The 19,601-nt window shown below is 70.4% G+C and carries 12 protein-coding genes; 9 read left to right on the top strand and 3 right to left on the bottom strand.

Features of this window, described 5'->3' with window-relative positions; translation table 11 throughout:
• Nucleotides 1-106: 106 nt before the first annotated feature.
• Nucleotides 107-5,308, top strand: a complete 5,202-nt coding sequence (locus EV562_RS10470) for a class I SAM-dependent DNA methyltransferase (RefSeq protein ID WP_133886439.1) — start codon at nt 107-109, stop codon at nt 5,306-5,308.
• Between the two features lie 64 nt (nt 5,309-5,372).
• Here EV562_RS10470 and EV562_RS10465 read toward each other — a convergent pair whose 3' ends face one another.
• Complete coding sequence (locus EV562_RS10465) at nt 5,373-5,579, bottom strand: DUF397 domain-containing protein (protein WP_133886438.1); 207 nt, start codon at nt 5,577-5,579, stop codon at nt 5,373-5,375.
• Nucleotides 5,576-6,403, bottom strand: coding sequence for a helix-turn-helix transcriptional regulator (locus EV562_RS10460; RefSeq protein ID WP_133886557.1), 828 nt, complete (start codon nt 6,401-6,403; stop codon nt 5,576-5,578). Before EV562_RS10460 ends, EV562_RS10465 begins: the two co-directional genes overlap by 4 nt.
• Before the next feature lie 197 nt (nt 6,404-6,600).
• On the opposite strand from EV562_RS10460, the gene EV562_RS10455 reads away from it, so the two are divergent.
• The 5 genes from EV562_RS10455 (at nt 6,601) to EV562_RS10435 (ending at nt 11,729) form a co-directional block, all read left to right on the top strand.
• Nucleotides 6,601-7,077 carry an ATP-binding protein gene (locus tag EV562_RS10455; RefSeq protein WP_133886437.1) on the top strand — a complete coding sequence of 159 codons (477 nt, stop codon included), beginning with the start codon at nt 6,601-6,603 and terminating at the stop codon, nt 7,075-7,077.
• Between the two features lie 6 nt (nt 7,078-7,083).
• Nucleotides 7,084-8,298: a hypothetical protein gene (locus EV562_RS10450; protein ID WP_133886436.1), complete on the top strand. Its 1,215-nt coding sequence runs from the start codon at nt 7,084-7,086 to the stop codon at nt 8,296-8,298.
• A 108-nt stretch (nt 8,299-8,406) separates the two neighbouring features.
• Entirely contained in the window at nt 8,407-9,624 is a 1,218-nt protein-coding gene (locus EV562_RS10445) for a DUF262 domain-containing protein (RefSeq protein ID WP_243860020.1), read from the top strand.
• Nucleotides 9,621-10,769, top strand: a complete 1,149-nt coding sequence (locus EV562_RS10440) for a DUF3696 domain-containing protein (RefSeq protein WP_133886434.1) — start codon at nt 9,621-9,623, stop codon at nt 10,767-10,769. The genes EV562_RS10445 and EV562_RS10440 overlap by 4 nt, the downstream gene beginning before the upstream one ends.
• Before the next feature lie 33 nt (nt 10,770-10,802).
• A complete protein-coding gene (locus EV562_RS10435) occupies nt 10,803-11,729 on the top strand; it encodes a hypothetical protein (protein WP_133886433.1) in 927 nt (308 codons plus the stop codon).
• Nucleotides 11,730-11,738: 9 nt separating this feature from the next.
• Here the strand turns inward: EV562_RS10435 and EV562_RS10430 are convergent, their stop codons facing one another.
• Complete coding sequence (locus EV562_RS10430; RefSeq protein WP_133886432.1) at nt 11,739-13,337, bottom strand: sigma-70 family RNA polymerase sigma factor; 1,599 nt, start codon at nt 13,335-13,337, stop codon at nt 11,739-11,741.
• Nucleotides 13,338-13,518: 181 nt separating this feature from the next.
• Between EV562_RS10430 and EV562_RS10425 the strand changes: the two genes are divergently transcribed.
• Genes EV562_RS10425 through EV562_RS10415 form a run of 3 tightly spaced genes read left to right on the top strand, consistent with a single transcriptional unit; the run spans nt 13,519 to nt 19,582 of the window.
• Nucleotides 13,519-16,659, top strand: a complete 3,141-nt coding sequence (locus EV562_RS10425) for a helicase-related protein (RefSeq protein ID WP_133886431.1) — start codon at nt 13,519-13,521, stop codon at nt 16,657-16,659.
• Nucleotides 16,656-18,509, top strand: coding sequence for a DUF1998 domain-containing protein (locus tag EV562_RS10420; RefSeq protein WP_133886430.1), 1,854 nt, complete (start codon nt 16,656-16,658; stop codon nt 18,507-18,509). Before EV562_RS10425 ends, EV562_RS10420 begins: the two co-directional genes overlap by 4 nt.
• The gene (locus EV562_RS10415; protein WP_133886429.1) at nt 18,506-19,582 is read left to right on the top strand and encodes an AAA family ATPase; all 1,077 of its coding nucleotides are present in this window, start codon (nt 18,506-18,508) and stop codon (nt 19,580-19,582) included. The genes EV562_RS10420 and EV562_RS10415 overlap by 4 nt, the downstream gene beginning before the upstream one ends.
• Nucleotides 19,583-19,601: the final 19 nt, after the last annotated feature.

Raw genomic sequence — 19,601 nt, 5'->3', positions numbered from 1 at the left:
GGCGAAGGACGGACTGCTGGCCCGCTGGGCCGAACACGAGGCCGAGGAGAGCAGGAAACCGGAGGACGAGCCGCGCCTCCTCACCCCCCGCCAGGGCCTGCGCGCCTTGCGCGCCCCCTACTTCACCGACCGTGCCTTCCTCGCCGAGCGCGCCCAGGCGGAGGTGGACGCTCCCGACGAGGAATCGGGGTGGCGCACCTACGACGACGCCCGCTGGACCAAGACGGCCGCGGACCTCCACGACCGGGTGCTGCGCGCCCTCGGCTACACCCCCGCGCCGGCCACGCTGACCATCGAGCGCGCCGGCCGCACCTACGACATCCCGGTCGCCCACGCCGAACCCGGCCTGGTCGCCCTCGCCTGCGGCTGGGCCGCCGAACCGGACGCCGCCCGGGACCCCGCCGGCCCCGGCCGGCTCCTGCACCCGGTCGACATCCCCCAGGGCGAGCCGATCACCGATGCCGACACCCTTGTCCGCTTCCTCTTCGCCGCCGACGAGCCACCGCGCTACGTCCTCGTCCTGGTCGGCGGAGTCGTCGTCCTCGCCGACCGGACCGCCTGGAGCGAGGGCCGCTACCTCGCCGTCAGCCTCGACTCCGCCCTGGAACGCCGGGACGACCGCCCGGGCGGCGAACTCGACACGGTGGCAGCCCTGTTCGGCGCCGACTCGCTCCGCGTCCCGGAGACAGGGGGTACCAACCCGCTGGACGATCTCGTCTCCAAGTCGGCCAAACACGCCGTGGGCGTCTCGACGGAACTCCGCGAGGGCCTGAAGGACTCCGTCGAGCTGATCGCCCAGGCCGTCCTGGAGCGCCTGGCCGAGCAGGGCGTGACCCCCGCCGACCTCGACGACCCCCAGCGCCTGGCCCGCCGCCTGACCCGCGAATCGCTGCGCTACCTCTACCGCATCCTGTTCCTGCTCTACGCCGAGGCCCGCCCGGAGCTGGGCATCCTCCCCTCGGACTATCCCGAGTACGGCGCCGGTTACGGCCTTCAGCGTCTGGGTGACCTGGCGGTGAAGACCTTGGTCGGCCCCACGGCCCGGGACGGCTTTCACCTGTACCAGTCGGTCGACCTCCTCACCCGCATGGTGAACAAGGGCCACCGCCCGTACGGCACCGAGCCGGAGGACCGGGCGGAGCGGGACACGGACAGCGTGGCAGCGGCTGCGGAAGCCGCGCAGCCGTCGGCGACGGGCGAAGAACTGACGGAGGCCCAGCTGGCCCTGCGCGCCCGTCGCTTCGAGCAGGCCCGTCGGGCCCGCCGCAGCGAGGACGTGGGCCTGCGCTTCGAGCCGCTGCGCTCCGACCTCTTCGAGCCGGGCGCGATCCGCCTGATCGGCCCGGCAGTGCCCAATCCCGCCCACGACGAGGACGACCCGGCCACCGGACCGGAGCACTTCGACACCCGGCTGCGCAACGCCACCCTGCACAAGGTGCTGCGCCGCCTGATGCTGACCAAGGGCCGCAGGGGCGAGCGCGGAGGCTTCATCTCCTACGCCAAGCTCGGCATCAACCAGCTCGGCGCCGTGTACGAGGGCCTGATGTCGTACACCGGCTTCATCGCCGACGAGACCCTCTTCGAGGTCGCGAAGGGCGGGGACCCCGCCAAGGGCAGCTGGATGATCCCGGAGTCCCGGGCGAACGACTATCCGAGCGAGGTGTTCGTCCAGCGGCAGAACGAGGAGACGGGCCTCACGGAGCGGGCCGAGTACCCGCCGGGGTCGTTCGTCTACCGCTTGGCGGGACGCGACCGCGAGAACACGGCCTCGTACTACACGCCGGAGTCCCTGACCGAAGTCACGGTCGAACTGGCGCTCAAGCACCGCCTCGACCAGAACGGCGAGGTGACGTCCGCGCGGGAGCTGCTGGAGTGGAAGATCTGCGAGCCCGCCCTCGGCTCCGGTGCCTTCCTCAACGAGGCGGTCGACCAGGTCGCCGCGGAGTACCTGCGGCGCCGTGAGGCCGAGACCGGCGTGGAGATCGCGCCCGACCAGCGCACGGTGGAACTCCAGAAGGCCAAGGCCTACGTCGCCCTGCACAACGCGTACGGCGTCGACCTCAACGCCACGGCGGTGGAGCTGGCGGAGGTGTCGCTGTGGCTGAACACCATGCACCCGGGGATGCAGGCCCCGTGGTTCGGCCTGCATCTGCGGCGCGGGAACTCGCTGGTCGGCGCAGGGCGCAGGATCTACGACAAGGACGCGCTGGGCAAGGGCAAGTGGCTGTCGAAGAAGGACACGCTCGCTCCGAGGGAACTCCCCTTCCGTGACGGAGCGTTGCCGGAGGGCTCGGTCCACCACTTCCTCCTGCCCGCGTTGGGCTGGGGAGCGGTGGTCGCGGACGCCAAGTCCAAGAAGATCGCCGAGGAACTGGACAAGGCGGCCGTCCAGCGGATGGAGAAGTGGCGGTCCGGTGTCCTGCGCGCTCCGAAGACGGTGGCCCAGCGGCGCCGGCTCCAGGGGGTCGCCCGGAGGGCCGAGTTCCTGTGGAAACTGGTGATCGAGCGGCTGAAGCAGTCCGAGCGGGAGATCTCCCGGGAGATCGACGTCTGGGGCGCGGACTGGCTGGAGCATCCGGAGCAGGCGGTGCCGAAGGAGGTCGTCTACGGCGACCTCACGCGTCCGGGGACGCCGTACTGGCGGTTGAAGACCGTCATGGACGTATGGTGCGCGTTGTGGTTCTGGCCGCTGGACCGGGTGGGGGAGCTGGACGGTTCCGAGGCGGTGTCGTACGGCGACGGGGACGACGCCCGAGCCGGGCAGCCCTCGGTTGAGGCGACGGTGGACCCGTCCGGGCCCGCGCCGGGGGACCAGGCGTGGGTGAAGGAGAGCCTGTTCGACGACGGGCTGCCGCAGCAGTTGGAGATGGAGGACACCGGGTCTGCTTCGGCCGCAGGGGACAAGAAGCCGGCGCGGAAGCGGACCGCCGCTCGGCCGAAGGGGCGGCGTGAGGTCATTCCCCTCGCCACGCTGGACGACTGGATCGACTTCCTGGAGTGCGCGCTCGGTGCGACGGACGTGCCGGCGGACTCACTGGTCGCCGAGTTCCCGAGCCTTGCCGCTCTGCGCGACTACGAGGTCGAACTGGACGCGTTCATGGGCATGGACTCGCCGTTCCGCCTCAAGGCGCGGTTCCCGTGGCTGGACACGGTGGAGGACGTGGCCGGGTCCGAGGACCGGGACGACGCCGGGGCGGACGGGGGGATGGGCTTCTTCCACTGGGAGCTGCACTTCGCGCACGTCTTCGCGGGGGAGGCCGGGGGGTTCGACTTGCAGGTGGGGAATCCGCCGTGGGTCAGGCCTGAGTGGAAGGAGGACCCTGTTCTCGCCGAGCGCGATCCGTGGTTCATGCTCACCGAGAAGCCGAGTGCGGCGGTGCGTAAGGCCCGAGTGGCTGAGCTGTTCCAGAGGGCCGAGGCGCGGGCCTACTTCGTGAACGAACTCGTCACCATCATGGGAGTGTCGAACCAGCTCGGTTCTCCAGTCGTGTACCCGATTCTCGACGGTAAGCGCCCCGACCTGTACCGCGCTTTCATGTGTCAGACCTGGGCCCACGCCGCGCGAAACGGCACGGTCGGTCTCATCCATCCGGATTCGCACTTCAATGGCGACAGGGACGGGCTGCTGCGGGCGGCTGCCTACAAGCGATTGCGTGTGCATGGTGAATTCGTCAATTCGGGCAACCGCTTCTTCCCGCCGCCGGTTGGCAGGTCGAGTCACTTTGGCCTGCACATTTACGGAGTTGAGGGCGAGATCGGCTTTGACCACCTCTCTTGGTTGTTCTCCGTTGACGCGTTGCGATTGTCTGCGCAGCACGACGGTTCTGGTCCGGACCCGGGTGTGCGATATGGGGAAACATGGGATGAGCGGCCGCACAAGAAGCGGATTATCCGGGTGGATCGTGCGACGTTGGAGCGGTGGCAGCGGCTAACCGGGAATGAGGACCAGGTGGTGGAGCAGGGGAGGTTGCTGTCACCGGTCAGTGTGGCGGAGGGAGCGGCGATCGAAGCGCTTGCCAACTATCAGTTGAAGGTGGGGGAACTACCACCGATTTCGTCGGGTTACAACGAGACGTTGGCCAAGCGCGATGGCGTGATCGACTACAACCACCCGAGCGAAGACGGTGCAGTATTCCGGCCTGAAAGGTGGGATGACGTCATCCTTCGGGGTCCACAACTCGGGTTGTCGAACCCGCTGTTTAAGCAGCCCAGCCAGGGCAGCGGCGAGGTGCTAGGCCTGAACCTCCTGGCGGTTTCCGACGATGCGGTACCGGAGACGGAATACGTACGCGTCGCGACTCCGGAGAAGTACGCAGACAAGCAGGATAAATGGTTCGACAAGGGCGGGTTCATGCGACTGCGGGGGTCGGAGGAGGCGGCAGCACAGGCGCGACGTGTGCTGGCGGAGGCGCGAGACGTGCCGGAGAACGAGATCGACTCCGACGATGTTGATCGTTACTTCGTGGGGCGGTCGACGCATTCCTACACGAAGTATTACCGCGTGGCGTGGCGCGAGATGATCGCACCTGATACTGAGCGGAGCTTGTACGTGGCGCTCATTCCGCCAGGTGCGGCTCACATCGACTTGGTGCACAGCATGTACATGGGTGATAACCGCTTGACCGCGCTCACGGCAGGCTTTTGGGCCGGCCTGCCCGTGGACTACCTCCTGCGCACGACAGGCGTGGGTCATCTGAAAAAGGCACCGGCGCGGCGCATGCCTGCCCCATCGCAGGGTCACCCCCTGGAGTCGGCCCTGTTGCTGCGCACCCTGCGCCTCAATTGCCTAACGTCGGCCTATGGAGAGATTTGGTCTGAGCTCTATGACCCGACCTGGCCGGCGTACGAGCCGTGGGCGTGCAAGTGGCCTGAGTTGCAGCCCCTGCATGAGGTCGGCCCGGGATGGACCCATGCCACTCCATTGCGCAGCGAACGGACTCGTCGCGCAGCACAGGTTGAGGTTGATGCTTTGGTCGCCGTCTGGCTCGGCGTCGACGCCGATGCACTCATCGCCATGTACCGTGCCCGCTTTCCAATTTTGCAGGACTTCGACGCCGTGACTTGGTTCGATGCCCGCGAACGCCGGATCGCAGGAAACCGCTACACCTACGGCCACGGCCAAACCAAGGAACACTACGAGCACCTCCGCGCCCACTTCGACGGCGAGCGCACGGACCCGCCGGAGGGCTACACGCCCCCCTTCTACAAGGCCAACCGCGAAGCCGAGATGCGAGAGGCACACGCCTACTTCTCGGCGCGGCTCCAGGCGGCCATCGACCAGGGCAAGTGGACTCCGCCGCCCACCTGACTGGAGAACGCCGACGCACCGCATCCGGTACGGCACCAGAGGCGGGGCGTCGGCAGATTGCCCGTCAGTGATCTGCGGCGTACGACACGAACGCGGCCCACTGCTGGGCCCCGAAGACGAGTCGGGGTCCCTGCCTCTGCTTCGAGTCCCGGACGTGCATCGTGGCGGGAGTGGACGCGACCTCGACGCAGGCTGGCCCGTCGTCGGTGCTGTAACTGCTCTTTATCCATGTCATCTCGAAGCCGTGACCGGCCGGGGGATTCATGCTCATGTCTCTCCAAGGACTTTCTCGACGAAGGCCAGCGACTCCTGCGGCGGGAGGGCCTGAGCGCGGAGGACCCCGTAGCGGAGTTCGAGGATCTGGATCTCTTTGGGCTCGGAGATCAGTCGACTGGTCCGCTGAACCTCGTTGTGCCCCACCGTGGTGCCCTCGTTCAGCCGCAGTAGGTGGAAGGGGCCGCCGAGACCGGCGTTGTCCTCACGATCCATGGGAAGCACCTGGATCTCCACGTTCCGCATCTGCCCGACTTCCAACAGTCGTTCGAGCTGTCGGCGTAGCACCATTCTGCCCCCGACTCGCCTCCGCAGCGTCGCTTCATCATGCACGAAGCTGAACGACGGGATCATCTGCTTTCCAGCGATGACCGACTGTCGCGCCAGCCGCGCAGCGACAAGCCGCTCCACCTGCTCCTCCGAAAACGCCGGCCGCCGTGACCCGAACACCGCCCGCAGGTACTCCTCCGTCTGCAAGAGCCCGTTGACGACGGAGTTGTCGTAGGCGCAGATCTCCACCGCCTCCGCCTCCAACTTCGCCAGATCCCGCACCTTCTTCGGGTACCGGGCCTGCTCCACGTCCTTCCGCAGCCCGGCGAGCAGCCCACCGGCGTCCAGAGCCCTGTCCGCCGCCTCCAGGAACGTCGGACTCGGCGCCCGCCGCCCCCGTTCCACCGAGGACACCTGCTCCTCGCTGTACCCGATCGCCGTCCCCAACTCGGCCTGGCGGAGCCCCTTCCGCTCACGGCACGTCTTGATGACCCTGCCGACCGTCCGCAGTACCGCCGCCGACTCCTCGTCGTCCGCGCCGTACGGCTCCATCCCGTCACCGCCCTGCGATCCCTGCCCCGTCACGCCCACGTCTCCGACACCTCCGCATGCCGCCCGTGCTCAACCCCTCACCGGCGCACCGCGTCACGCGGCACTGTCCGGACAGAGCCGGACAGCGACCGGACAGTGACGGTGGGTACCGCCGCCGTTACTGGTCAGGGTAGGGACGGCCGACCACGCTGAGTGACATGAACGCCGATATTGCCCACTCCCGGGCACCGCGCCCCGAGCGCGCCCAACCCGCCGACGCGCCCCGCCCCTTCACCATCCGCCTCTCGGCCACTCCCCGAGGTGCCCGCCTCGCCCGTCGTCTCGCCGCCGAACAACTCCACGGCTGGGGGTGGTCGTACGACACCGAGGCCAACCGCACGGCGGCACTGCTCGTCGCCGAACTCGCCGCGAACGCCGTACGGCACGGCCGGGTGTCCGGTCGGGACTTCCACCTGCGGCTGAGCCTCCACCCGCAGGGCCCCGCCCTCCGTATCGAGGTGACGGACGCCCGCGCCGACCGCTTCCCTCCCCGCCCCGGCGCGCTCGCTCCGCCGTCTGCAGACGTCGACTCCGGCCGGGGGCTACTCCTCGTGGAGGCGCTGTCCACTCACTGGGGAACGGCCACGCACGCCCCGTACACCAAGACCGTCTGGTGCGAAGTCGTCCTGGGCTGACTGTCAGTGGCGTCTGCGACGCTGAGCGTCATCACACGCACGCACTTCGCGAACGTCGCGTTCCTCTGGGGCTGGTGGACCTTCTTCGAGGCGGTGTGGATCGCCGTGCTGTGGCGGACCCGCACCCGTGTGCTTGGCGGCGGGGTGTACCGGATGCCCGGCCTGCGGCGCATCCGGCGCACAGCGTGCGAGAGGCGCGTCGAGGCGTTGCTCGCCGAGCTGGAAGGGCGGGGCGTACCGGCGCAGGACGGGCCGGACAAGGGGGAACTCGTCGACCGGTGGCACCGTATCGTCGCCGGCCGGTGCGTATCGGCACTTCTCCAGGTGGTGCCTGTCCTGCTCGCGGTGCTTCCCTTCTGGTGGCTGGCCTCACTGCACCGCACCACGGTCACCCCGTTCTGGATGTGCGTCGCCATCGCCGGTTTCGGTGCCGTCTCCGTCACGCTCATGGTCGCCGACGTACGGGCCGTCGCCGTCTCCGACGCGGCCGGAGTCGTCACCGTGGAGGCGGTCGGCTTCCTGGAGCTGCTGCTCATGCCGTCCCGGCGTCGGTCCCAGGACTCCGCTCTCGACGTCCACGGCAGGCAGTTCGGCCGCCTCTGCAACGCCCTGCGCGGTCAAGCCCGGCACGGCACCCGCACCATGCCGCCCGTCACGCGTGAGCGGGTGCGGGCGAGTACGGAGAGACTGGTCGCGGCACTCGCCGACGCCAACCAGCGTTACCTCCTCGGTGAGGGAGCAGACCGCGACAGTGCCCTGCGCGACCTGTCCCGGCTCGTCGCCTCAACCCTGCGGCACAGCTGCCGTGCGCGATCCAGGCGGGACAGTCTGGTGGTCGTCGACGCCCGGCTCCTCGCAGACGTGCCGGAGTCCGGCGCGGCCGACGCCGTGACCGAGCCGCTCGGCAGCCGCCTGCTGGCCGGCGCGGGCAGGCTCGCGGTGGCCGTGGGGCTCCTCGGCGGGGCGTTCCTCCTCCCGGGCGGGGGAGTGGTCCCGGATCTGCTCGCCGCGGCGGGCGTGGCCGGCCTGGCCGTGATCTGCCCGCCGCTTCGCGACTTCCTGCACCGGGGCATGCAGTACCTCGTCGGCGGTCCGACCACCGCCGTGGAGGGCGAGGCCGGGGACGAGGAGCCGAACCGCCCGGCGCCGTCGTCCTCAACGCCCTGCCGTCACTGCTCTGATCGTTCCGGCGTCACCGCGGGATCACGGACGGTAGGCTGAAGGGCGATCGCAGCGGACACGATGATGCCGTACGGCACGAGGGGGAGGGCGACCAGAGGAATGGCGGCGTTGGAGGAGAGCCAGGGGCGTACACGGGACCAACGGTCGGTGTTCGAGCGGTATCAGGACGCCGCGGCCGACGCCGGGGAGCATGAATCCCCCTTGTTCTCCGTGGAGGTCACCACCGACGGCCGGCCGACCGACATCGAGCGCGAGGAGGCCGAGGATGTGGTGATCGAGCAGATCACCTCTCCCTTCGACCCCGAGCACATCGACATCGACACCCGGACGACCACCGTCGACCTGCTGTTGTCCCGGCTGCGCAACGAGATGATCGACCTCGCCCCGGACTTCCAGCGCAAGGCGGGCATCTGGACCGACGGCAAGCAGTCCCGGCTCATCGAGTCCCTGCTGCTGCGCATCCCCATCCCGTCCTTCTACGCCGCGGAGAAGAAGGACGGCAGTTGGGCCATCGTCGACGGCATCCAGCGCCTCACGTCCATCGCCCGCTTCCTGGAGCCCGAGGCGGTCGGCGCCGACCCGCTGAAACTGACGGGGCTGGAGTACCTGCGCAACTTCGAGGGCACCGGCTTCGCGAACCTGTCCGGGAAGCTCCAGATCCGGCTGCGGGAGACCGAGGTCGTCGTCCACGTCATCCGACGCGGTACTCCGGAGCCGGTGATGTTCAACGTCTTCGCGCGCATCAACACGGGAGGTGAGCCCCTGACCCGGCAGGAGATCCGGCACGCGCTCATCTCGGGCCGGGCGCGCACGCTGCTCGCGGAGCTGGCGGAGACCGAGGAGTTCAAGCGGGCCACGGGCCACAGCGTCGTCGGCGACCGGATGGCCGACCGGGAGATGGTCCTGCGCTTCCTGGCCTTCCGGATGACTTCACCGCACGCGTACAAGCCCGGTGACTTCGACGCGTTCCTCGCCGAGGCGATGCACCAGGTGAACCGTCTCGACAGCGCGGAGGAGAACCGCCTGAGCACCGAGTTCCTCACGGCGATGCGCGCGGCCGAGGAGATCTTCGGCCCCCACGCCTTCCGCAAGTACCGCCACAACCAGCAGCGCAAGTCACCCATCAACAAGGCGCTCTTCGAGGCGGTCGCCGTCAACCTCGCCGGACTTGACGACGACGACCGTGCGGCGCTGGGGCAGACCGACGTCCTCGACGCCTTCGCGCACCTCATGGAAGACGTGGAGTTCGAACGCGCCATCTCCGTGGGCACCGGTGACGCCAGGAAGGTGCGCAAGCGGTTCGACGCGATCAAGGAGCTTCTGGAGACAGCGCTCACCGAGGGGCGGAGCGGGGACGGGCAGTGATCAACCGCATCACGCTGATCAACTTCAAGGCGTTCCGGCGTCTGGAACTCCCCCTCGGCCCGCTCACGCTCCTCACCGGTCTCAACTCCTCGGGCAAGAGCAGCGTCCTGCAGGCGCTGGGCCTGCTGCGCCAGTCGTACGAGACGCAGATGCTCATGCGGACCAAGCGCGCCGGAGGCGGGCTGCTGCTCAACGGCGACCTGGTGAGCCTCGGCACCGCACAGGACGTCCTGCACGAGGACTTCGGGCCGGTGGAGGAACTCCCCGCCGTCCGCGAGCCACTCGTCGGCTTCGTGATCGAGGAAGACGGCGAGCAGCGGACCTGGGCCGCCGCGTACGACATCCGCCACCCCGACCGGGACGTCATGCCGCTGGCGGAGGGATCGGTCCGCGCCCACCTGGCCGAGCAGCCGTTCCAGTACCTGCACGCCGACCGCATCACCCCGGCGGTCACCTACCCGCGCTCCCACCAGATCGCCGTCGCGCGGGGTTTCCTCGGCGTGCGCGGTGAACACACCATCAACTACCTGCGCCACCACACGGACCAGGAAGTCCCCATGGAGGTGCCCGACGGCCCCCTCCGCCACCCCGGCGCCACCTCCCCCCAGCTCCTGGACCAGGCGATCGCGTGGATGCAGGAGCTGTGTCCGGGCGTCAACATCGAGACCGACCCCATCGAGGGAACCGACTCGGTCCGCCTGTCCTACGGCTTCGGCGGCACCGCCGGCATCAACGCCACCCGCCGCCGGCGCCCCACCAATGTCGGCTTCGGTCTCACCTACGCGCTGCCCGTCGTGGTCGCCTGCCTCACCGCGACGCCCGAGAGCCTGATCCTGCTGGAGAACCCCGAGGCCCATCTGCACCCGAAAGGGCAGAGCAGGATGGCGGCACTGCTGTCCGCGGCCGCCGCCACCGGCGCGCAGCTGGTCGTCGAGACCCACAGCGACCACGTGCTGAACGGTGTCCGCATCGCCGTGAAACAGGGCGTCCTCCAGCCGCAGGACGCGGTCGTGCACTACTTCAGCGGCAACGGGGCGGGCACCGAGGTCGTCACCCCGCGCATCGACAAGGACGGCATGCTCGAACAGTGGCCCGAGGGCTTCTTCGACGAGTGGGAGAACTCGCTCGACCGGCTGCTGGACTGACGGCACGGGACGACACAGGGGGAAGAGGTAAGCGTGCCACTGCTGTTTCTGAACGAGAAGTCCTGGGGGACGGCCTGCGACCCGGCGCGGGCCGAGCGGGCCATGGCCGACTTCGTGGCCGTCGTCCGTGCCGCCGCGGCCGCCGGAGGCGCCACCCTCGTGAGCGAGGTGGACGTCAAGGCACTGGAGATCGCCGAGGGCTACCCCGTCAACAAGTGGATCGGCGCCAGCCCGCGCAACCGCGCCCTCTGGCAGCGCCTGAGGGCCTTACAGGGCCGCGCTCCCGTGCGGAGCGTCTTCCCCGCGGAGGACGCCGCCGACCACTTGGAGTACCGCCACGACGGAGGGGTCGTCCTCGGTCTGGGTGCCGCGCACTTCATGGACGGCATCGCCGTCAGTCTCGCGGTGGCCCGCCCATGGCAGACCGACCACGTCACCCTGGAGCGCGCCGAACTCGCCGAGGACGACGCGGGCACGCTGGAGATGCGGCACGACACCGTGGACGTCCGGCACCTGTCCGCCGAGCCGCATCTCGACGGGCACCTGGAGTGGATCCGGAAGGCACGGCGGGAAAGCGTCACCACCGGCCTGCGGATCTGGGACAGCCGGGCCGACCTCTACCCGCACCTCACCTTCCTGCCGCGCGTCAAGGGTCAGCTCAGCGGTCTGAACCCGCACTGGGTGGTACCCGTGCGCCGATCCCTGGAACGGCTGGAGGAAGCCGTCGCCGCATGGGACCCGGCGGCCATGGCCGAGCCCGAGTGGCAGAGCAAGGTCAGCCCGGAGGGCGAGACCCGCAAGCGCGTGTGCCGCTTCACCGACCTGGACGGGGAAACGCGCACGTTCGACCTGCACGCCCGGTTCACGCCGGGCGTCGGCCGCATCCACTTCCGCCTGGTCCCGGAGGAACGCACGATCCGCCTCGCCCACATCGGCAGCAAGATCAGGCCAGAGGTCTAGCGGCGCCCGTCAGAACAGGGTGCCCTGCCCTTCCGGCACCCCGGACTTGCTCGCCGCTGCTTGAGACGCCTTCGGCTTCGGTTCCGGTTTCGGCTCCCGCTCCGGCTCCGGGTGCGACGGAACCTCAGGCACCGCTGTCCGGTCCGTCTGCTGGGGCTCCGCCTCCCGCGCCTCCTCGCGCGGCTTGCGCCGGCGCTTCTTGCCCCGCGGCTCCGGAGCCCCACCCGCCAGGACGACCTTCAGCCGGTCGCGGGCCCGGGTCTCCAGCTGCCGGATGCGTTCCCGGGAGACGCCGTACTCTTCGCCGATCTCCTCCAGCGTCTGGCGCTCACCGCCCACCAGTCCACTGCGCCTTCGCATCACGTCGGCCTCGCGCTCGGTCAGCCCGGCCCGCGCGAGCAGCTCCTCCACACGCTGCCGGGAGTACTTGGGGTGCAGCATCTCTTCCGGGGTGGGAGCCAGGTGGAGCGTCGCCACCAGCTCGCCCAGATGCGTCCCGTCGCCGATCTCGCGGTCCAAGGAGTCCGTGGGTCGGCTGATCCGGCGTACCGCGTCGACCTCCTCCACCGTGAGGTTCGCCGCCACGGCCACCGCGCCGGCGGAGACGGACTTCCCCTGGGCGGACAGCCGGGCCTCGGCCACCGCCACCTTGCGCACCTTCTCGTGCATGTGCACCGGGATGCGGATCAGCCGGCTCTCGTTCCCAAGGGACCGCTCCAGCGCCTGACGGGCCCACCACGTCGCGTACGTCGAGAACTTGAAACCCTTGCTCGGATCGAACATGCAGGCCGCGTGCATCACCCCCAGCACGCCGTGCTGCACCAGGTCCTCGTGATCGAGGCCCTGCCCCTGCAGTCGCTGCGCCAGCTTGTGCACCAGCCGTACATTGTGCGCGACCAGCGTCTCGTAGGCCCTGCGGCGGATGTCGCCGGCGGGGAGGGCCGCCAGCTCCGTCTCCTGCGGGACGTGGTCGAGGTGCTCGGGGCCGCCCTTGAGCAGGACGCTCAGACCGACCTCCTCCTCGGCGGTCAGCAACCTCTTCCACGCGCTCCGTGCGAACCGGTCCTCGTCCATGCGGGCCCGCGCGGCGGCCATCGCCCCGTCCAGATCGGTGGGAACCTCGCCGCTCGCTCCCAGCTCCTCCGGCCCGGGCTCCTCGGCCGAGGCCGCCGCGGCCTCGGAGACGTCCGCCGGCCGGGGGGACGGAATCGCGCCGATCACCACCCCCTCGTCCCCCAACGCCGCCGTCAGCAGCTCCCGCTCCGCGGCATCCAGCCCGCACAGCGAGACCAGGCCGGTGAACGCGGGGACGGGGACGACTCCCGCCGAGACGTACTTGCGGGCCAGCCCAAGGACCCTGCCGACCCGTATCCCGGCGTGGGAGGGTGCGGCGGCGTGCTCCACGACCAGCCCTTGCTGGGCCAGAGCCGCTTCCAACCTTTTCAGGCCGTCCGCGTCCAGATCCAGGGAAGCGGTGGCGGCCCTGAAGTCGTCCTCACCCACCCTGCCGGCGTGCGCACGGCCGTGCAGATCCGCGAGCAACGCACCCAACGCGCCCCGCAGTTCACGCACCCTGATTTCCCGGGTGCCCGGTGCGTCCGCCGTCATGAGGGAGACTTTGACACAGGGCACTGACAATCGACCCCGAGAGGGGGACGCTGCGTCCACTCCCCGTGGCTGGATGTGAGCGATTTCCCGGTACGAGGGGCGCCATCCGGCATATGCCGGATACGATCTTGCGGACCGGTACGTTCGGTCGCCAGGGTGTGGCATGGGGGGTACAGGGGCCATGGGACCCAGAGAAGAACTCGTCTCGTTCGTGCGGGACCAGCTCGTGGGGCCCGCCCGGGGTGAACACGAGACGGTGGCCTCGCCACCGGACCGGCAGTACCTGATGGGCACCCTCTACCCGCGGGAAGCCGACCTGCACCGTCAGTTGACGCTCTCCGCCGAGGTGGTCGACGCGCCGGGCGCCGAGGAGCAGAGGGAGGACACCGCCCAGCGGGACGATCCCGTCCCCGAGGCGAACTCGTGGCTCCCCTCGTCCCTGGGACTGTCCTTGTTCACGACGGCCGCCGAACTCCGCGTCACGGTCGAGGGCGCTCGCTATCTGACCGAGCGGGACGATGACGGGCGGCGCCGCTGGCGGCGCATCCCGCTGACGGCCGAGTCCCCCGCCTTCAAACCGGGGGAGACGAGCGGCCTGGTATTCGACGGGCGCGGCGAGATCCGCGTGACATGGCGGACCTTCGGGCACGGCCGGCTGGTGACGGTCGCGCTCATCAACACGGCTCGCGCGCCCCGCCGGTCCCCTTCGCTCACTGCCGCCGAGCGTGAACGGCTCTGGGACGCCATGCTGTTCCAGGTCCGGCTGGGGGTCGAGGCGATCGACGGGGAGGTCCTGCCGTATCCAGGCGTCCGGCTCGCCAGCCGCGACGAGGAGGAACAGGAACTCCGCCTCCAGTACCGGCACGTCAGGACCTATGCCGTCGGCCACGGTTGCGCCACCCGGGAAGAACGCACGGACGACGGCCGGGTGACCGGTGTCCACGCCGAGGTGATGCCGCGGACCGAGGTGCCCGCCGTCCGGGCGGCGGGGCCGAACAGCCCGGTGCTGCTGCTGAGGCGCCTCTCCGACCCGTCCGTACCGGTGAGCCGGCTGCGCGGAGGACTCGACGAGTTCGTCGCGGGCTACCGCGCCTGGTACGAGGAGCAGCGGGCCACCGACGTACCGGCCTGGGGGCGGCCCGCCGCCCGCCGGATCCTGGAACGGATCGAGGCCGCCGTACGGCGGATGGAGTCCGGTGTGCGGACGCTGTGCGCCGAGGAGAACGAGGACCTGCGGCGGGCCTTCCGTACGGCGAACGCGGCGATGGCACTCCAGATGCGCCACAGCGAAGCCGACCAGGCGGGCCGGCGGCACGACCGCTCGGCCGCCGTGCAGCTCGACCCGGAACCCGACCCCACGGCCGCCTGGCGCCCGTTCCAGCTGGCCTTCTTCCTCATGACCCTGGACGGCGCGGCCGACCCGTCGCATTCCGACCGGGAGACGGTCGATCTGATCTGGTTCCCGACCGGCGGCGGCAAAACGGAGGCGTACCTGCTGCTGGCCGCCTTCGTCATGGTCCTGCGTCGCCTCCGGCCGCCGCACGGTGACACCGGCCGGGGGACCACGGTGCTGAGCCGGTACACGCTCTCGCTGCTGACCACCCAGCAGTTCCAGCGGGCCGCGACCACCGTGTGCGCCCTGGAACGCCTGCGGCAGGCCGACCCGGTGACGCTCGGCGGCGAGCCGTTCTCGATCGGACTGTGGGTCGGTGAGGCGACGACACCCAACTCCTACCAGGGGGCCGTGGACGCCTTCGACGAGCTGCGTGCGGCCGCCACGCCGGACGACCGCTTCATCCTCGACCGCTGCCCCTGGTGCGGCACCCGCATCGTGCCCGCACGCAAGTCACCGGACCACGCCGACTACGGCATCGACGCGCGCGCCGCGTCCTTCCGGTTCTTCTGCCCTCGCGACGACTGCGCCTTCCACCACCGGCTGCCCGTCGCCGTCGTCGACCAGCACCTCTACGACGACCCGCCCGCATTCGTCCTCGGCACCGTCGACAAGTTCGCCCGGCTCGCCTGGGAGCCGGAAGCGGGCCGTCTCTTCGGCAGCGGCGGCGGCCTGCCGCCCGACCTCGTCATCCAGGACGAGCTGCACCTGCTCACCGGCCCGCTCGGCACCACCGTCGGTCTGTACGAGGCGGCCGTCCTGCAACTGTGCTCGCCCGCCCGGCAGGGACCGAAGATCGTCGCCTCCACGGCCACCATCCGGCGCGCCGGCGAACAGGTCCGCAGGCTCTACGGCCGGCCCGTGCAGCTCTTCCCGCCGTCCGGTCCGGACGCGCGCTCCTCCTATTTCGCGGAGCCCGACACAGAACGTCCCGGCCGGCTGTACGTCGGCGTCATGGCGCAGGGCCACACCGCCGGCCGTGCCACCGTGGCGACCGCCGCGACCCTCCTCCAGGGAGCAGTGCAGCTCTCCGGCGAACACCGGGACGACTACTGGACGCTGGTCGCCTACCACCACAGCCTGAGGGAGCTGGGCCGAACCGTCACCGCCGCGGCCGACGACATCCCCGCCCAGCTCGCCGGCACCGGCCCGGTCGGCGAACGGCGCGTGCTCACCGAAGGGCAGGTGCAGGAACTCACCAGCAGCCTGGACCGCAGCGAACAACCGCTCGTCCTCGACCGGCTGGAGAAGCCCTGGGACCACCCCGCGGCCATCTCCCTGCTGCCCTGCACCAACATGCTCTCCGTGGGCGTCGACGTGAAGCGTCTCGCGCTGATGCTGATGCTCGGCCAGCCCAAGGCCACCGCCGAGTACATCCAGGCCACCAGCCGGGTGGGCCGGCACGGCGTGCCCGGCCTGGTCGTGACCTTCCTCAACGCCACCAAGCCGCGCGACCGTTCGCACTACGAGACGTTCGGTACGTACCACGCGGCCCTGTACCGGCACGTGGAACCGACGACCATCACCCCCTGGTCCGTGCCCTCCCGCAGGCGTGCCCTGCACGCGGCACTGGTGGTGCTCGTCCGGCACGGCCTCGGCCTCGGCGCGGAGGACGCGGCCGGTGACGTCCTCGAGCACGTGGCCGAGGTGAGCACACAGGCGGAACGGATCGTGGACTGGGTCACCCGCAGTGATCCGGAGGCCGCCCCCGGGGTCCGCGACGACCTCTTCGAGCTGTTCCAGCAATGGCTGGAGGCGGCGCGGGAGGCACGCGACGACGGCAAGCGCCTGCACTACCGAACCCAGGGCAAGGGCCAGCACAACCTCCTGCGTGACTTCGACCGCGGCGGAGGCCTGTGGGAGACCCCGCACTCCATGCGCAACGTCGACCGGGAATGCCAGGTCGTGGTGAAGGGAGCCGACGCATGAGCCGCCGCCGGGTGCGTCAGGCGCAGACCGTGGTGCCCTTCGGCACCGGTGCCGTCCTCGACGTCCAGGGAGAGTCCTTCGTTGCCGCGGGCATCGGTGACTGGCCCCGCGCCCATCAGGCCGTCTCGTCGCCCCGGCTGGCCGCGCGCCTCGGCGTCAGCGGCTTCCGCGCGGCGCCCCCCGCCCCGCACGATGCCTGGGACATCCCGGACGCCGCCGGACCGCCGTACATCCGCTTCCCCGCCTGGCTGTTCTGCCCGGCGTGCCGCCGTATGACCCACTGGCGCGTGGCCGACGAGCGGCCCGGAACGCCGCCGCGCTGCCGCAGCTGCTCACCGCAGCGGCAGCTCACGCCGATGCGGTTCGTCCAGATCTGCCCGTCCGGCCATCTCGGCGATGTCGACTGGTGGTACTGGGCCCACTCCGAACTCACTCCCGAGCAGCGGGAGTCCTGCCACAGTCGCGACCACCTCCGGTTCCGTTTCGAGGAGAGGGCGACCGGTCTGGAAGCGCTGTCGGTGGCCTGCACGGCGCCGGGCTGCCCCAAACCGTCCCGGGACCTGCTCGACGTGCTGGGCGCCAAGCGGCTGCGCTGCACCGGCCGTAATCCATGGCAGCGCAGGAGCGAAGCGGTCAAGGACTGCCCGGGCCCCGTCCAGATCGTCCAGCGCACCGCCGGAAACCTGTACTACCCCGTCGTGCACTCCGCCCTCGACATCCCCGACAGCGGCGCGTCCGTCACCGACGGCGAACTCGCCGAGACGGTGCGGTTGCACGACATGTGGCTCGCTCTGTGCAAGGCGCCGGACGGCCCGCGCGCACCGCTGATCCGTTCGATGATCTCGGAGGACACCGGAGCCGACGACGACCTGCTGGACGCCCTCCTCGCGGAAGAGACCGGCACTCCGATCGACGAGTCCGGGGAACGCACCCACCAGGTGGTGTACCCGGACCTCAGCAGCGACGAGTGGGCCGCGTTCACGGCCCCCGCCCCCGAGCCCACCCGGGACTTCGTCATCCGGGAGGTCGGGCTGGGGCTGGAAGGCGAACACACGGCACCCTGGCCCGACCTGCGGGACAAGGTCGCGCGCGTGGTCGTGGCCGACCGACTGCGCGAGGTCCGCGCCATCCAGGGCTTCAGCCGCGTCACCCCGACCGCCAGGTTCGTTCCCGTGGACACCGGCCGCCGGGCACGCTGGCTGCCCGCCGTCGAAGTCTTCGGCGAGGGAGTCTTCCTGGCCCTGGACGAGCGCCGGCTCGCCGAGTGGGAGCGGGACCGCGCCGTGCGCGAGCGGGTGCGCGGACTGCGGGACGACCTCGACCGGGCCTTCCAGAAGGACCGTCTCGAATCACTCACCGGCCTCGAGCTGCTGCCCCGGTTCGTCCTGCTGCACACGCTCGCCCATCTGCTGGTCCGGCAGCTCTCCTTCGAGTCGGGCTATTCCACGGCGTCCCTGCGGGAGCGTGTGTACGCCCGGTCGGGCGGCGCCGCACAGGCCGGCGTCCTCGTCTACACCGCGGCGGGCGACGCCGAGGGCACCCTCGGCGGCCTGGTCCGGCAGGGGGAGCCACCCCGGCTCGCCGAAACCCTGCTGCGCCTGACCGAAACCGCCGCCTGGTGCTCGGCCGACCCGCTGTGCGCCGAACACACCGGACAGGGATACGCCAACCTCAACCGGGCCGCCTGCCACGCCTGCTGTCTGCTGCCCGAGACCAGCTGTGAGACCGGCAACGCCCTCCTCGACCGCGTCCTGCTGGTCGGCGGGGCGGGCGTCCCCGGCTACTTCGAGGACGTCATCACCACCGCCCGGGAGCTCGCCGTACGGGAGATCGAGGACGACGCCCGGTGAGCCCGGCCTACCTCGACCTCGCCGACGAACAGCAGGACCTGCTGCGGAACCTGCCGTTCGACGGATGCCACCTGGTCACCGGACCACCCGGTTCCGGCAAGAGCGTCCTCGCCGCGCAGCACGCCTCCCTCGTCGCCCTCACCGGCGTCCGGGTGCACCTGCTCACCCGGTCGAACCTGCTGCGCCAGACTCTGACCGTCCACGGCGACGTCGAGGTCAGCACCGTGCACGCGTGGATCCACGCCTGGCACCGGGCGCGCACCGGCGAGCCCGCACCCCGGGCCGACGCGGACTGGTTCGACTGGCCCGAGCTGTTCGCCCTGGCCGCCGTCGAGGAGGACGGCGAGGGCTTCGCCCTCGTCGTGGACGAGGGACAGGACCTGCCCCCATCCTTCTACCGGCTGTGCCGCCTGCTCGGCGTCCCCGTCACCGTCTTCGCCGACGAGTGCCAGCGCATCACCGACACCCAGTCCACCCTCGACGAGATCAGCTCGGCCCTGGGCGAGTGTGCACGCCACCAGCTCACCCTCCAGCACCGCTCGACCCGGCCCGTCGCCGCGCTGGCCGCCCACTTCCACACAGGGGACACTGCACCGCCCCTGCCGTCCCGGACGGGGCCCGTTCCCCAGCTGCGGCGGTACGCCGACCAGCGGGCCCTGATCGCGCAGCTAGTCGCCCACGCCGAACGGCGTCCGCAGCACACCATCGGTGTGATCGTGCGCACCACGCGGCAGCAACTTGCCCTGCACGAACACCTGGAGCGCACCGCGCCCCGCCTGCGTTCCCAGGTGTACGTCGGTGCCGCGGCCGAGGGCCGCCACCGCACGCTCGACCTGCGACGGCCGGGGGTCCGCGTCATCAGCAGGGCCAGCGCCAAAGGGCTGGAGTTCGACAGCGTTTTCGTGCCCGACGTCCACACCGACGGCGGCGATCCGGGAGCGGCCGCGCTGCGGATGACGTACTACGTACTCCTCACCCGGGCTCGGCAAGAGATCCACCTCGGCTACGAGGGGGTCCGGGAACCGCCACCGGTCGCCGGTGTTCCCGAAGACCTCCTGCTCCGCTCCGTGTAAGACACTTCATACCAGCCGC

It is taken from the genome of Streptomyces sp. BK208 (genome assembly GCF_004364245.1).
GTDB lineage: Bacteria > Actinomycetota > Actinomycetes > Streptomycetales > Streptomycetaceae > Streptomyces.
The sequence above is the reverse complement of the archived record's forward strand: the minus strand, read 5'-3'. Positions and strand labels throughout refer to the sequence as shown.

Bases quoted from the DNA above. Each gene is read 5' to 3' on its own strand.
- EV562_RS10425 (WP_133886431.1), top strand. From the start codon at position 13,519: ATGGGACCCAGAGAAGAACTCGTCTCGTTCGTGCGGGACCAGCTCGTG.
- EV562_RS10420 (WP_133886430.1), top strand. From the start codon at position 16,656: ATGAGCCGCCGCCGGGTGCGTCAGGCGCAGACCGTGGTGCCCTTCGGC.
- EV562_RS10430 (WP_133886432.1), bottom strand. From the start codon at position 13,337: ATGACGGCGGACGCACCGGGCACCCGGGAAATCAGGGTGCGTGAACTG.
- EV562_RS10465 (WP_133886438.1), bottom strand. From the start codon at position 5,579: ATGAGCATGAATCCCCCGGCCGGTCACGGCTTCGAGATGACATGGATA.
- EV562_RS10460 (WP_133886557.1), bottom strand. From the start codon at position 6,403: ATGGAGCCGTACGGCGCGGACGACGAGGAGTCGGCGGCGGTACTGCGG.
- EV562_RS10455 (WP_133886437.1), top strand. From the start codon at position 6,601: ATGAACGCCGATATTGCCCACTCCCGGGCACCGCGCCCCGAGCGCGCC.